This is a genomic window from Paraburkholderia sp. GAS348 (genome assembly GCF_050434205.1).
Classification (GTDB): Bacteria; Pseudomonadota; Gammaproteobacteria; order Burkholderiales; family Burkholderiaceae; genus Paraburkholderia.
Genome location: NZ_JBNPVT010000012.1, coordinates 142,371 through 155,497, shown reverse-complemented (window position 1 = coordinate 155,497; position 13,127 = coordinate 142,371). Strand labels below are relative to the sequence as shown.

General features: G+C 62.8%; 9 protein-coding genes and 1 tRNA gene. 3 read left to right on the top strand and 7 right to left on the bottom strand.

Annotated features, from left to right (window positions below):
• The first annotated feature begins 135 nt into the window (after positions 1-135).
• Together P3T22_RS20880 and P3T22_RS20875 are read left to right on the top strand one after the other, a co-directional pair.
• Positions 136-423 carry a hypothetical protein gene (locus P3T22_RS20880; protein ID WP_063496652.1) on the top strand — a complete coding sequence of 96 codons (288 nt, stop codon included), beginning with the start codon at positions 136-138 and terminating at the stop codon, positions 421-423.
• Between the two features lie 202 nt (positions 424-625).
• Positions 626-702: transfer RNA gene (locus P3T22_RS20875), tRNA-Met, on the top strand.
• A gap of 107 nt (positions 703-809) precedes the next feature.
• Here P3T22_RS20875 and P3T22_RS20870 read toward each other — a convergent pair.
• Positions 810-1,508, bottom strand: a complete 699-nt coding sequence (locus P3T22_RS20870) for an aspartate/glutamate racemase family protein (protein ID WP_429325980.1) — start codon at positions 1,506-1,508, stop codon at positions 810-812.
• A 259-nt stretch (positions 1,509-1,767) separates the two neighbouring features.
• On the opposite strand from P3T22_RS20870, the gene P3T22_RS20865 reads away from it, so the two are divergent.
• Complete coding sequence (locus P3T22_RS20865) at positions 1,768-3,060, top strand: amidohydrolase family protein (protein ID WP_429325979.1); 1,293 nt, start codon at positions 1,768-1,770, stop codon at positions 3,058-3,060.
• Between the two features lie 169 nt (positions 3,061-3,229).
• On the opposite strand, the gene P3T22_RS20860 is transcribed toward P3T22_RS20865, so the two are convergent.
• The 6 genes from P3T22_RS20860 to fixL form a co-directional block, all read right to left on the bottom strand.
• Positions 3,230-5,338: a M3 family metallopeptidase gene (locus P3T22_RS20860; RefSeq protein WP_429325978.1), complete on the bottom strand. Its 2,109-nt coding sequence runs from the start codon at positions 5,336-5,338 to the stop codon at positions 3,230-3,232.
• Between the two features lie 408 nt (positions 5,339-5,746).
• Positions 5,747-6,607, bottom strand: a complete 861-nt coding sequence (gene folD, locus P3T22_RS20855; protein WP_063496649.1) for a bifunctional methylenetetrahydrofolate dehydrogenase/methenyltetrahydrofolate cyclohydrolase FolD — start codon at positions 6,605-6,607, stop codon at positions 5,747-5,749.
• Positions 6,608-6,832: 225 nt separating this feature from the next.
• The gene (locus P3T22_RS20850; RefSeq protein WP_429325977.1) at positions 6,833-7,774 is read right to left on the bottom strand and encodes a DUF2950 domain-containing protein; all 942 of its coding nucleotides are present in this window, start codon (positions 7,772-7,774) and stop codon (positions 6,833-6,835) included.
• Positions 7,775-7,794: 20 nt separating this feature from the next.
• Positions 7,795-9,123 (bottom strand): DUF3300 domain-containing protein, encoded by a 1,329-nt coding sequence (locus P3T22_RS20845; protein ID WP_429325976.1) that lies wholly within the window; start codon positions 9,121-9,123, stop codon positions 7,795-7,797.
• A 581-nt stretch (positions 9,124-9,704) separates the two neighbouring features.
• Complete coding sequence (gene fixJ / locus P3T22_RS20840) at positions 9,705-10,349, bottom strand: oxygen response regulator transcription factor FixJ (RefSeq protein ID WP_011488992.1); 645 nt, start codon at positions 10,347-10,349, stop codon at positions 9,705-9,707.
• Positions 10,346-12,862 (bottom strand): oxygen sensor histidine kinase FixL, encoded by a 2,517-nt coding sequence (gene fixL, locus P3T22_RS20835; protein ID WP_429325975.1) that lies wholly within the window; start codon positions 12,860-12,862, stop codon positions 10,346-10,348. The genes fixJ and fixL overlap by 4 nt, the downstream gene beginning before the upstream one ends.
• Positions 12,863-13,127 lie beyond the last annotated feature (265 nt).

The following is a 13,127-nucleotide window of genomic DNA, read 5'->3' as shown; positions in this document are numbered from 1 at the left end:
TCCGATAGTCCCGCATCTTATCGCGCGAGACACGCGACGGTGAAAATTGCCTCGGCGTCCGTCGAAAATAAAAGCCCGATCCCGTCACGCCGCGGCGTATAGTGGGATCACCTTTACGCGCATCGGGGATGCATCATGGCCCAACTCTATCCAGCCCTTTATAAGGACTTCGAAGTGCATCCGCTAGTGTTTTCGCGGCAGTTCGACAAGTTCGACGGTCACAAGCGTCATGCCGAAGGTTACGACGTTGCGGTCCGCGTGTGCCGGCCGGGCGCCATCAGCGGCTCGAAGGCAAGCCGCGTATTTCGTCTCGTGCTGCCGTCCACGTTTTCCGATTTCGGCGTCGCGAAACGCAGCGCGAGCCAATACGGCGCGGACATCATCGACGGCAAAGTAGAAGGCGCGACCGTCGCGGATCTCTGAGGTGCCTGCTCATTTGCGGCGTCACTTGCGGCATCACTTGCGGCATCACTTGCTGCATTCACGTGCCGCCCGAGTGCGCCCGAGTGCGCCTGAGTGCGCCCGAGTGCGCCCGAGTGCGAATACGCGCGGCGCCTCGTCTGAAATTATTTCACCCGATTGTTTGACGTCTCGCGAACGGCCCTATACAATCGCTTTTCTCTGACGCGGGGTGGAGCAGTCTGGCAGCTCGTCGGGCTCATAACCCGAAGGTCGTAGGTTCAAATCCTACCCCCGCAACCAAGCATTGTTGAAAGCCCGCTAGCGCAAGCTACGCGGGCTTTTTGACTTCTGGCGCCTGCTGTTTCCTCATGCATGCGTCACGCGCACTAGCATTCAGTCTGCGGCTGTCAGTCCGACTCGATCGCCCATTCCACCGCCGCTTGAGCATGCAACGCGGTCGTGTCGAACACGGGAAGCGCCGAATCTTCCGGCTTGATCAGCAGGGTGATTTCCGTACAGCCGAGAATCACCGCCTGCGCACCCCGCGCAGCAAGTCCTTCGATCACGCGCTGATACACCGCCCGCGAAGCGTCATTGACGTTGCCGTGGCACAACTCGTCGTAGATGATGCGATGCACATCCGCGCGTTCGGCTTCGTCGGGAATCAGTGTCTCGAGGCCGTAGCGCTCGTGTAAACGTCCCGTGTAAAACGTCTGCTCCATCGTATAGCGTGTGCCCAGCAAACCGACCCGCTCGATTCCCGCCGCGCGCAGCGCGCTACCGGTCGGATCGGCGATGTGCAGGAACGGCACGTCGATCGCCTGTTCGATCGATTCAACCACGCGATGCATGGTGTTGGTCGCCAGTATCACCAGGTCGGCGCCGCCGCGTTCGAGCTGACGGGCGGCGTCGGCCATCTGTTCGCCGAGCGCGGTCCAGTCGCCCGCGCGCTGGTTGGCCTCGATCGACGCGAAGTCGACCGTCAGCAACAGGCTGCGGGCATTGTGGTGGCCGCCGAGGCGCGCCTTGGCGTGGCGGTTCATGAGCGTGTAGTACTCGGTCGACGATTCCCAACTCATTCCGCCGATCACGCCGATGGTTTTCATGGTCTTGCTCCGTTGGTGGATGATGCAGGCCGTTATGCGTCGAAGGAGAATGCCGACGCCGACGCCGAACGCTGAACGCTGAACGCTGAACGCCAGGCACCGAGCATTCGAAAGTCGAGTATAGGCGGGCGCCAGTGCACGCAGCCGGTACGGATTCCCCTCTGCGCACCGGTACGGCGACTTGCTAAAACGTCGCCACGCACTTTCTGGCGCCGATAGAATCGTAGTCACTCAAAGAGCGGTCAACAGGGAGCGAACCATGGATCTGATCATCCGCCGCGCGATGCTGCCGCCGAGCGCCGCGCCGCGTCACAAGCAGCCGGTCGACATCGGCATCGAAGCGGGCCGCATCGTCGCCGTCGAACCGAATCTAAGCGCAAGCGCACGCGAAGAAATCGACGCCGCCGGTTCGCTCGTTACGCCGCCATTCGTCGATCCGCATTTCCACATGGACGCGACGCTGTCGTACGGTCTGCCGCGCGTGAACGCGTCGGGCACCTTGCTGGAAGGCATCGCGCTGTGGGGCGAACTGAAGCCTGACCTCACGCAGGAGGCGCTGATCGAGCGCGCGCTGCAGTACTGCGACTGGGCTGTCGCGCGCGGTCTGCTGGCGATTCGCAGTCACGTGGATGTCTGTGATCCGCGCTTGCTCGCGGTCGAGGCACTGATCGAAGTGAAGCGCCGCGTCGCACCGTATCTCGACTTGCAACTGGTTGCGTTTCCGCAGGACGGCGTGTTGCGCAGCGCCGGCGCATTCGAGAATCTCAAGCGGGCGATTGCGATGGGCGTCGACGTGGTCGGCGGGATTCCGCATTTCGAACGCACGATGGCCGACGGCGCGCAGTCCGTGCGTATGCTGTGCGAGTTCGCGGCGGAGCAGGGCCTACGTGTCGACATGCATTGCGACGAATCGGACGATCCGATGTCGCGCCATATCGAAACGCTCGCAGCCGAAACGCAACGGCTCGGCTTGCATGGGCGCGTCACCGGTTCGCACCTGACCTCGATGCATTCGATGGACAACTACTACGTCAGCAAGCTCTTGCCGCTGATGCGCGAGTCGGGCGTCGCGGCGATCGCCAATCCGCTGATCAACATCACGCTGCAAGGCCGCAGCGACACGTATCCGAAACGGCGTGGCATGACACGCGTGCCGGAGATGATGGCAGCGGGCATCAACGTCGCGTTCGGCCACGACTGCGTGATGGACCCGTGGTACAGCCTCGGTTCGGGCGACATGCTCGAAGTCGCGCAGATGGGTTTGCATGTTGCGCAGATGACGGGCGTCGAGGGCATGCATGCGTGCTTCGACGCGGTCACGGTGAATGCCGCGCGTATTCTCGGTCTGGAAGACTTCGGCATCGCGCCGGGAAGCGCTGCCAATCTCGTGCTGCTCGACGCACGCGATCCGGTCGAAGCGATCCGTCTGCGCGCCGCGCGGCTCGCGGTGGTGAGCCGGGGCAAGGTGGTGAGCCGTGCGCCTGCTGCGCACGCGGCGTTGTCGCTGGAAGGGCGTCCTGCGCAGGTGGATTTCAAACTGCATCGCGCTTAAGCCGCGCGCCGCATACTGGTGCGAGAATGAAAAAGCCGGTAACTTTGAACTGCACCCCAAAAGTTGGACACCCGTCCAACGATTTGGGGTGTTTTTTCATGAGCAGGTCACCGGCTTGTTTATCGACGTCGGCGCGGTCCGCAACGCCGACTGCCGCTTCAACGCGAGATCAATGCGCCGCGCCAGGCGTCATGCCGTTGTGGCGCAACAAGGCATCGATATTCGGCTCGCGGCCGCGGAACGCCTTGAACGATTCCATCGCGGGACGGCTGCCGCCCACCTCCAGAATCTCCTTGCGATAACGCAGGCCGGTTGCCTGATCGAGCACGCTGCCACTCGCGGCTTGTGCGGCTTCTTCGAACGCGGCATACGCATCGGCGGACAGCACTTCAGCCCACTTGTAGCTGTAGTAGCCCGCCGCATAACCGCCCGCGAAAATATGGCTGAACGTGTTCGGCCAACGCGAGAACGCCGCTTGCGGCACCACGTGGAAACGCTCGTTGATCTCGCTCGCGAGTTCGGTGGCGTTCTTCGTACCGGACGCATCGAAACCGGTGTGCAGCTGCATGTCGAACATCGAGAACACGATCTGGCGCAACGTGCCGAGACCGCTCTGGAAATTCTTCGCGGCGAGCATCTTGTCGAACAGATCACGCGGCAGCGGCTTGGCGGTATCGACGTGCGAGGTCATGTCGCTCAACACGTCCCACTCCCAGCAGAAGTTTTCCATGAACTGCGACGGCAATTCAACCGCGTCCCACTCGACGCCGTTGATGCCCGACACGCCCAGTTCATCGACACGCGTGAGCATGTGATGCAGTCCGTGGCCGAACTCGTGGAACAGTGTGATCACTTCATCATGCGTGAAGCAGGCAGGCTTGCCGCCGACCGGCGCCGAGAAGTTGCAGGTCAGATACGCCACCGGCGTTTGCACGCTGCCGTGCGTGTGCTTGTGACGGCCACGCGCATCGTCCATCCATGCGCCGCCGCGCTTGCCTTCGCGTGCATACAGATCGAGATAGAACTGGGCGACGAGGCCGCGGTCCTGATTCTCGACGCGGAAAAAGCGCACGTCCGGATGCCAGACGGCCGCTTCGTCGCGACGGATGCGCACGCCGAACAGCGTTTCGGTGACCTTGAACAGGCCCTTGAATACGATGTCTTCCGGGAAATATTGTTTGACTTCGTTCTCGGAAAACGAATAGCGCTTCTGGCGCAGACGTTCGGCGGCGAACGTCATGTCCCACGGCTGCAGGTCGGTCATGCCGAGTTCGGTCGCGGCAAATTCGCGCAGTTCTTTCCAGTCCTGTTCGGCGTGCGGACGCGCGCGCGTGGCGAGATCTTCGAGGAAGGTCATCACTTGCGCCGGCGACTCGGCCATCTTCGGCGCGAGCGAGACTTCGGCGAAGTTGTTGTAGCCGAGCATGTGCGCTTCTTCCGCGCGCAGTTTCAGTTGTTCGGCGAGTACCGCCGTGTTGTCCCATTCCGGCTTGCCGTAGCCATATTGCGGACCGAGTTCCGACGCGCGCGTCACATACGCGCGGTACATCGCTTCGCGCATCGCGCGATTTTCCGAGTATTGCATCACCGGGAAATATGACGGGAAGTGCAGCGTGAATTTGTAACCGGTCTTGCCTTCGCGTTCGGCCGCTTCCTGCGCGGCTTCGATCACGTCTTCGGGCAGGCCGGCCAGTTGTGCCTCATCGCCGGCTTCGACGATATAGGTGTACGCGTTCGTCGCATCGAGCACGTGATCCGAAAACGCTTTCGACAACCCCGCCTGGCGTTCCTGCAATGCGGCGAAATGCGGCTTCTGGTCTTCCGGCAATTCCGCACCCGACAGGCGGAAATCGCGCAACGCGTTGCCCAGGATCTTCTTGCGCTCGCCCGTGAGCGAGGCGAAATCGTCGCTGGCGTTCAGTGCCTTGTACTTCTCGTACAACGCGAGATTCTGGCCGACGCTCGACCAGAATTCGGTCACGCGCGGCAGATTTTCGCCGTACACGGCGCGCAGTTCCGGCGTATCGGCCACGGCATTCAGATGGCCGACCACGCTCCAGGCGCGCGACAGCGGTTCTGTGGCGCGCTCGACCGGCTCGACCACGTCGGACCACGAAGCCGGTGTAATCGGCTGGGCGGCGCGCTCGACAGCGGCGGCTGCATCGGCGAGCAGGATATCGAGGGCAGGGGTGACGTGTTCGGGGCGGATTTCGCCAAAGCGCGGCAGGTCGGAGAAATCGAGGAGCGGATTGTCGTGCTTCGAGGGGGTAGTGGACATATGGCTTCCTGTCTGACGCGGGTGAACGGGTAATCGGTGCATCGACGGGCGCGCGCGAGGACGCCCCGATGACACTCCATGAGGACATTATTGGGGCGGGGCGCGCCGATTCCAATCCGTCGGCAGACAAATTATCAGATGTCGCGCGACTGCGTGCGCGGGAGCGAATGCCGCGCGCGGTTCAGACAGTGTTCGGGCGGCGGGCAGGCGCCGCGGTGTTGCCCCTGACTCGCCGCTCCCGCTGTGCAGCTGCACGCTGTACGAAGCCGGACGGTGGGAGTTGCTGCCCTGCCGCATTCTGGCTTTTTTCCCGGCGTGCTCAGGAGGATGGCTGGCGTGACGTATGGCGATCAGGCATTGAAGCCGTGCCTGCCGGCGAAACCGCTTCGCCGGCACGAGTTCGCGTCTTTAAGCCTTTGCGGCGGCTTCGCGCTCGGCGGCTTCGATCGTGTTGACGAGCAGCATCGTGATGGTCATCGGACCGACACCGCCCGGCACCGGCGTGACGTAGCCGGCCACGTCCTTGACACCCGCGAAATCGACATCGCCGCACAGCTTGCCGGCTTCGTCGCGATTCATGCCGACGTCGATCACGGCTGCGCCGGGCTTCACCATGTCCGCCGTGAGAATGTTGCGCAGGCCGGTGGCGGCGACCACCACGTCGGCGTTACGGGTATGGGCGGCCAGGTCGCGCGTCTTGCTATGGCAGATCGTGACGGTTGCGCCGGCTTCGAGCAGCAGCAGCGCCATCGGCTTGCCGACGATGTTCGAGCGGCCGATCACCACCGCGTTCGCGCCTTGCAACGGAATCTCATAGGCCGCCAGCATTTTCATCACGCCGTACGGTGTGCACGGGCGGAACAGCGGCCGGCCGGTCATCAGTGCGCCCGCATTGGCGACGTGAAAACCGTCGACGTCCTTTTCCGGCGCGATCGCCTCGATCACCTTGTGGCTGTCGATATGCGGCGGCAGCGGCAGTTGCACCAGAATGCCGTGGATGCGCGGGTCGCGATTCAGTTCGTCGATGCGCGCCAGCAGATCGGCTTCCGGCAGATCGGCCGGATAGCGGTCGAACGACGAACCAAGGCCGTTGTCATTACACGCCTTGACCTTGTTGCGCACGTAGACTTCGCTGGCCGGATTGTCGCCGACCAGCACCACGGCGAGGCCCGGCTGATGGCCGCGAGTGGTAAGGGCGGCGGCACGCGTGGCGACTTCGGCGCGCAGGGTCTTGGATAGGGCGAGGCCGTCGATCAGTTTGGCAGTCATGGTCGGTCGAGATGGGCAGTTTGGAAAGCGGAGCAGGGCGCAGGCGCGTGTGTGTGGCACGTGCGATGGCGCTTTTCACCGGAAACGGGGCGGCACATGAAAAGCGCGCGGCGCGAATCAGGGATAAGCAGCGCTGCAAAGTCCGACATTATACCGGCCTGGCATGGCGCGCCATGTACGGATTCCGGGTGGTACGCCGCCGCGGCTGCCGAACGGCTTCGCCCGCTATTCTTGCGCCGGCTGCCAGCTATCGTCCGGGTCGAACGATTTAATGACCGCTGCGGCGCGTGCGGATTGCGGCCCCAGGTTCTTTTGATAGACCTGACCGTCCTGATTGACGATAAAGCTCATCACACCGGTCTTGCCGTATTCAGCCGGCGAGGCGATCAGACCGAACCCTTTGGTTAGCACGCCGTTCTCCACGTAGTTTTGCGCGCCGCTCTTCGCGTGCGGACCTTGCGCCGTCAGAATCCGGTAGTGATACCCGTGATAGGCCTCTTTCGGGAGGGTGCCGTTGGGCATGGTGGCGGCGAGCGGTCCGAGCGGGCTTTCCCCTTCGCCGGGCGCCGTCGCCCAATACAGGCCGTCATGCTGGCCCTGCGTACTGACGAAGCGCTGTGCGTAGTGGTGGGTCAGGTTGTGATAGTCGTTTTGCGCGTCGAGGTAGGCGAGCGAGGTCAGGATCGCCGCGTGTTCGTTGCGGCCGATGCGGCGTGTCAGCATCTCGTCCTGCGCCGCGGGCGGATCGAAGCGCCAGCCGTGCGCGGCCTGCACGAGCGGAATCGGCAAGGTCCAGCCACTGTCGCCGACCGCCAGATGCGCGGTTGCGCGACCTTTGCTCTTCACCGGGTCCTCGACGATCTGATGGCTTTTCGACCATGCGCCAAGGAACTGGTAGATGTCGTCCTCGCCGATTCCTTCGGAAGGAATGAAGCGGTGAAAATCGTTGCCGAGCACGTGTTTGAGCGCACTTTCGTCGTTGCGGGCCAAGGCATCGACGAACGCATTGGCGGCGTCATCGGCAGTGGGATAGACCGCTTGGGCGTGTGCGGAAGTTGCGCCGAGCAGCAGTACCGGCGCCACCAGCAGGGTGCCGGCCGTGCTGAGGGCGACGGCGAGTGTCAGAGCGTGAGCGCGCAAGGCGCCGCGTCGAAATAAGCGAATCATTCGAGACTCCTCTTGATCGTTCAACGGTTGCGGCCGAATTGGCGCTCACCGCCGCCGGCCAGTCTGCCGCCACCACCGCCACCGCCGAAGTTGTTGCCGCCGCCACCACCACCGCGCTGGACGCCGCCGCCGTTTGCACCGAGACCACCGCCCGTGCGCTGCTGGCCGCCGCCATTGGCGCCGAAGCTGCCATTGCCGGAGCGGTTCGCTGCCGCGTTGCGGCTTGCCTGGCCGCGCTGCGTGTCCTGCCGCGCGGCGTTGCCGTCGCCGGCGCCGCGTAACGCGTTATCGCGATTGGCGTTCTGCGCGCGGTTTTGCAGATCGGCGTTCTGCGTGCCGCCCTGGTGGATCCCCTGCACGCGCTGGCTCGCGCTGCCGCTCAGGTTCTGGCCGGTCCGGTTCTGCAAGGTCTGCTGCGCCTGGGCGCGAGCCCCGTCGTCACGGCCGCGATAGGCATCGCGCTGCGTACCGCCGAGGTTGTTGTTGACGTTGCGGTTGACGTTGGTGTTGTTGACGTTGCGATTGACGTTGGTGTTGCGGTTCCAGTTCGTCGTGCTGCTATTTACATTGATCCGGTTGTTCACATTGATGTTGTTGTACCGGTTCACGTTGATGTTGACGTCATGCGTGTTCCAGTTGAAGCCGCCCCACAGCGAATTGGCAACGGCGACACCGGCGCCGAACGCAAGGCCGGTAGCGAAACCGGCCGCGATTGCATAACCGGGCGGCGGCGGGACATATACGGGCGGGTACGCGGGATAGGGCCAGGCGCCGTAGACGACAGTCGGGTTATACGTCGGCACGTACACCACTTGTGGATTGGCCGGCACGATCTGAATCGTGCTTTGTTCGACCACGACCTTCTGCTGTGAACTCGTCTTCAGATTGCCGGCGGCTTGCGCCTGTTTGCGCAAGCGTTGCACGGAGTCCATCACGTCGTTTGGCTGGGCCAGGAAGGCGTTGCCGAGTTGCGAGACCCAGTCGGGTTTCGACGCCATTGTCGCGAGGACTTGCGGGAAGGCGACCAGTGACTGCACGCTCGGGTCCCACGGCTCGGACGCGACCGCCTTGACGGCGTCGTCGCCTTGCAGCTTCGAGTTCGCTTTCGACCACGCGGCGGCAGCCTGCACGTCTTGCGGGAAGGTAGCGGCCATCAGCACCTGCGCGAGCAGTGCGTCGGGATAGAGCGCGATGGGCGCGGTCAGCGAATCGAGTTGCTGGTTCGACACCTTCGCAGGGCTTTGCGCATACACCGCGCTCGGCATGGCCAGACCGGCGAAGAGTGGCGTGCCCGCAAGTGCGGCGCAAACAAGCAACACACGCGAACGGTGTGCTCCGGATCGTTTCACGATGAAATCCTCGCGGTAGTGTTAGACATGCGAAGTCGATGCGCAGCGCATGCTGCGTTGCTCCGGTGCAATGAAATGTGGAACGTAGTTAGGAGGGCGGTGGATGGTTCAGGTGTGGCCGAACCGATCGATATGACACATACGCCAGCGAAGCAGCTATGCCACTTCACCTGCTTTGCATCACCTGGCGATGCCGAGTACGACAACTGCAGTTCATCTGTCCTGTGCTCATCGGGCATCAGCGATTCCTGCTAAGGAGTTCTGCGTAAATTAAGGGACGCAGACGGGCTTGTCAATCTTGTCAGAGGAAAGAAGTTATTGCCATGCGACGTGAGCGTATGCTGAGTAATGCGTAATGATTAGCGGATGCGGATGCGGATGCAGGTGCAGGTGCAGGTGCAGGTGCAGGTGCAGGTGCGTCGAGCCATGCCGCGCGTAGTTGCTGCGAAGCAGAGGGATGAGAGGAGGGAGGAAGGGGGGAAGGAAGGGAAGGAGGACGGAACGGGCCGGACTTTTCAACAGTCCGGCCGTTGAAACTCAGTCGCGCCCAGTGCGATGGGACGCGCCCGTTGTGCGTCTTGTTATTGCGCCGGTTGCGGCTTGTTCGACAGCGCGAGGCGCAGCAGATCGGCGACCGTGTTGACGTTGAGCTTTTCCATGATGTTCGCGCGGTGTGCTTCGACCGTCTTGATGCTGATCCCGAGGTCGTCGGCGATCTGCTTATTCAGGCGGCCCGCGATGATGCGCTCGAGCACCTGGTGCTCACGCGCGGTGAGTTTGCCCAGGCGTTCGGCCGCGGCGCGTTGCTGTTGCACGCTGGTGCTTTCGCTGCGCGCCTTGTCGAGCATGCGCTCGACCAGCTTGCGCAGTTCGGCTTCGTCGAACGGTTTTTCGATGAAGTCCATCGCGCCTTTCTTCATCGTCGAGACGGCCATCGGCACGTCGCCGTGGCCGGTCACGAAGATGATCGGCAGCGATGCGTTGTCGGCGATCAGGCGTTCCTGCAACTCGAGACCGCTCATGCCGGACATCCGCACATCGAGAATCAGACATGCGATCTGGCCCGGGTGCGTATGCGGCTGCCATGCGTCGATGAACTGCTCGGCGCTGGAGAAGCATTGCACGCGGTAGCCGTTCGCCTCCAGCAGCCAGCGCAGCGAATCTCGCACGGCCTCGTCGTCGTCGACGACAAAGACTGTTTCCTGTGTGGTGACTGGGCTGTTCATAGCTCTCCCGTAACGGTTTGTGGTGTCGGCGCCTCTGACCCGCCGTTGCTCGGGCCGTCAGGCTCTCCAATAGGCAGACTGCAATGGAACGTGGCGCCTGTGACGTGGCCGTCAGATTCGACGTTGTTGACCACCCACAGACGGCCGCGGTGCGATTCGATAATCGAACGGCAAATGTTCAGCCCCATGCCCATACCATCGGACTTGGTGCTGTAAAACGGTTCAAAGAGACGCTCGGCTGTCGCTTCGTCGACGCCCGGCCCCTGGTCGACGACGCTGATGCAGACAAACCCGCTCTCCAGTCGCACGACGACGCGAATCACGGGGTCGACCGCATTCGGGCGCGCATCGTACATGGCTTCGACGCCGTTCTTCAGCAGGTTCACCAGCACCTGCTCGATCAGCACCGGATCGACGTAAATCACCGGCAGGCGCGAGCGCAGATCGGTCACGATGCGAATCTTGCGCTTGCGCGCTTCGAGTTCGGCGAGCCCCACGGCGTCGGCCACGATGTCGGCCACGCGCGTGGCCTGGCGTTTCGGCTCGCTGCGTTTCACGAACTCGCGAATGCGCTTGATGATCATGCCGGCCCGCACCGCCTGTTGGGCGGTTTTCTCGAGCACGGGCAGGAGATTGTCAGGCGTCGTCCGACCGGACTTAACCAGCGCCACGGTTCCCGAGCAATAGTTATTGATCGCGGCGAGCGGCTGGTTCAGCTCGTGCGCGAGCGACGAGGCCATTTCGCCCATCGTCATCAGGCGGCTGGTGAACTGCAGCTTCTCGTCCTGCTGGCGCGAGAGCTCCTGAGCCTGCTTGCGGGTGGTGATATCGGTTGCGATCTGCATCTGCGCGAGGTGGCCGTCCACCCACTGGATGTACTGGCGGCGCACTTCGAACCATTTCTGGATGTTCTGCACGTAGACTTCCTGCGCATCGGCCGTGCTTTGGGTTAGCGCGGCGGCGGGCAGGCCCGCGTAGGTATCCACCATATCGATCGAATCGGACGAGGCCTGTGTGCTGTCGAACCCGCCGCCCGCCAATTCCAGATGGCCGTCCGGGCGAATGCCGAACAGGTGGCGGTAGTAGCGGTTGGCGAACAGCAGTTCGGCTTCATCGGCGGCCAGCACGGAGACGGCGGCGTCGAGACTTTCAAGCACGGTCGTGAAGCGCTCGTGCGCGGCGGCGAGTTCTTCGCGTGCGCGCTTCGGTTCGGTGATGTCGGTCATCGACGACATCCAGCCGGTCTGGCGGCCCGAGCTGTCGATCAGCGGCGATACATAGAGGCGAGCATGGAACAGCGAACCGTCCTTGCGGCGCACCCGCAACTCGAAGCCCGAAGAAGGCGCCTTGCCGCGCAGCGTCATGTCGAGCTGGCGTTGCATCTCAGGGTAGGCGTCGCGCGGCCAGTAAGCGAACGGCGCATTCTTGCCGACCAGATCGCTTTCATCCCAACCGGTCATGCGGCAGAAGGCCGGATTGACGTGAGTGATGCGGCCGTGCATGTCGAGCACACGCATGCCGATCAGCACCGAGTTTTCCATCGCGCGGCGGAAGAAGGCTTCGGCGTAGAGCGCCTGCTGCGCCTCGAAGCGTTGCCGCGTGTGCTTCCACAAACTCCACAGGCTCCACAGCACGAAGCACGACAGCCCGGCCACCAGCCAGACCAGCGTGTTGTTGGTGAAGTTGGTCATCTGCGGGAACGCGTAGACGCGCACCGAGACGCCCTGGCCAGGCGGATCGAGCGGCAGATCGTAGAACATGTCGCGCGGCAGGCGCGGACGGGTCGACGTGGTGGTCAACTCGCGGTTGTTCACGTCGATGATCGAGATTTTGTATTTGGCCGACAACTCGGGCGGAATGTCGTGCTTCAGGATCCCTTCGACCGAGAACACGGCGGCAATCGTGCCGAGGAAGTCGCGGTCGCGGTAGACCGGTGTCTGCAGCGTGATGTAGCCATTGCCGAGGTCGTCGTAGATCAGCGGCGAGTACACCTGGCGGCGCGTATTGCGCGCCTCGTTGAAGGCGGCTTTGACGGCTTCGTCCATCTGCGCGTCGTTCGGCTTGGCGAGGCGCTGGCCGAACACGGGGAGTGCGGTATTGGGCCAGCGCGGCTGCTGCTGGCTCGTGTACCAGTTCATGTAGAGGATCTCGGGATGCCCCTGCATGATGTCCGTGGTGGACACCTGGAATGAATGCGGATCGGCGTGGCCGGCGACAAGGTCGCGGGCGAGGGCCTGAATCTGTTCCTGAGCGCCGGTCATGGACAGGCGGATCTGCTGCTGCGCCCACGCGACATTGCGGTAGAGCGTGTCTTCCTGCTGCTGCTGTTCGCGCCGGTTCAGGCTCCACAGAATCAGGCTCATGACGACCAGGAACACCAGGATCGACAGCAGCGGCGTGAGCAAATAGGAGTTCGACCACCACGGTCCGTGGTGCCAGCGGGAGGACGGCGTCGAATCCGCCGGCGAACCGGCGGTGCGCGCCGAGCGAGCGAAAAGCCGTTCGGTCAACATGCGTGGCATTGTAGCGCAGCGGGTCACTAGCAAATGGCGCAAAAAAGCGCTGAAAGAACCGTTATTCGGCGCAAACTAGCCGACGTATCCGTCGATCGGCAGTCAAATCAGGTTGCGCCGCAACAATTTTTCGCATTATGAGAATCGATCTCGTAATTTGAAAATTTTGTTGCGCGGACGTCGGGACCCCTTTTACAATCGGCCGAAGCTGCCGCGGTCGTGCTTCGTCCGCGTCGTCTGTTCAAAGAGCGTTCCTCTACATCCA

Coding starts and splice junctions, on each gene's coding strand:
- folD (WP_063496649.1), bottom strand. CDS start 6,607: ATGACTGCCAAACTGATCGACGGCCTCGCCCTATCCAAGACCCTGCGC.
- fixJ (WP_011488992.1), bottom strand. CDS start 10,349: ATGAACAGCCCAGTCACCACACAGGAAACAGTCTTTGTCGTCGACGAC.
- P3T22_RS20880 (WP_063496652.1), top strand. CDS start 136: ATGGCCCAACTCTATCCAGCCCTTTATAAGGACTTCGAAGTGCATCCG.
- P3T22_RS20865 (WP_429325979.1), top strand. CDS start 1,768: ATGGATCTGATCATCCGCCGCGCGATGCTGCCGCCGAGCGCCGCGCCG.
- fixL (WP_429325975.1), bottom strand. CDS start 12,862: ATGTTGACCGAACGGCTTTTCGCTCGCTCGGCGCGCACCGCCGGTTCG.
- P3T22_RS20870 (WP_429325980.1), bottom strand. CDS start 1,508: ATGAAAACCATCGGCGTGATCGGCGGAATGAGTTGGGAATCGTCGACC.
- P3T22_RS20860 (WP_429325978.1), bottom strand. CDS start 5,338: ATGTCCACTACCCCCTCGAAGCACGACAATCCGCTCCTCGATTTCTCC.
- P3T22_RS20850 (WP_429325977.1), bottom strand. CDS start 7,774: ATGATTCGCTTATTTCGACGCGGCGCCTTGCGCGCTCACGCTCTGACA.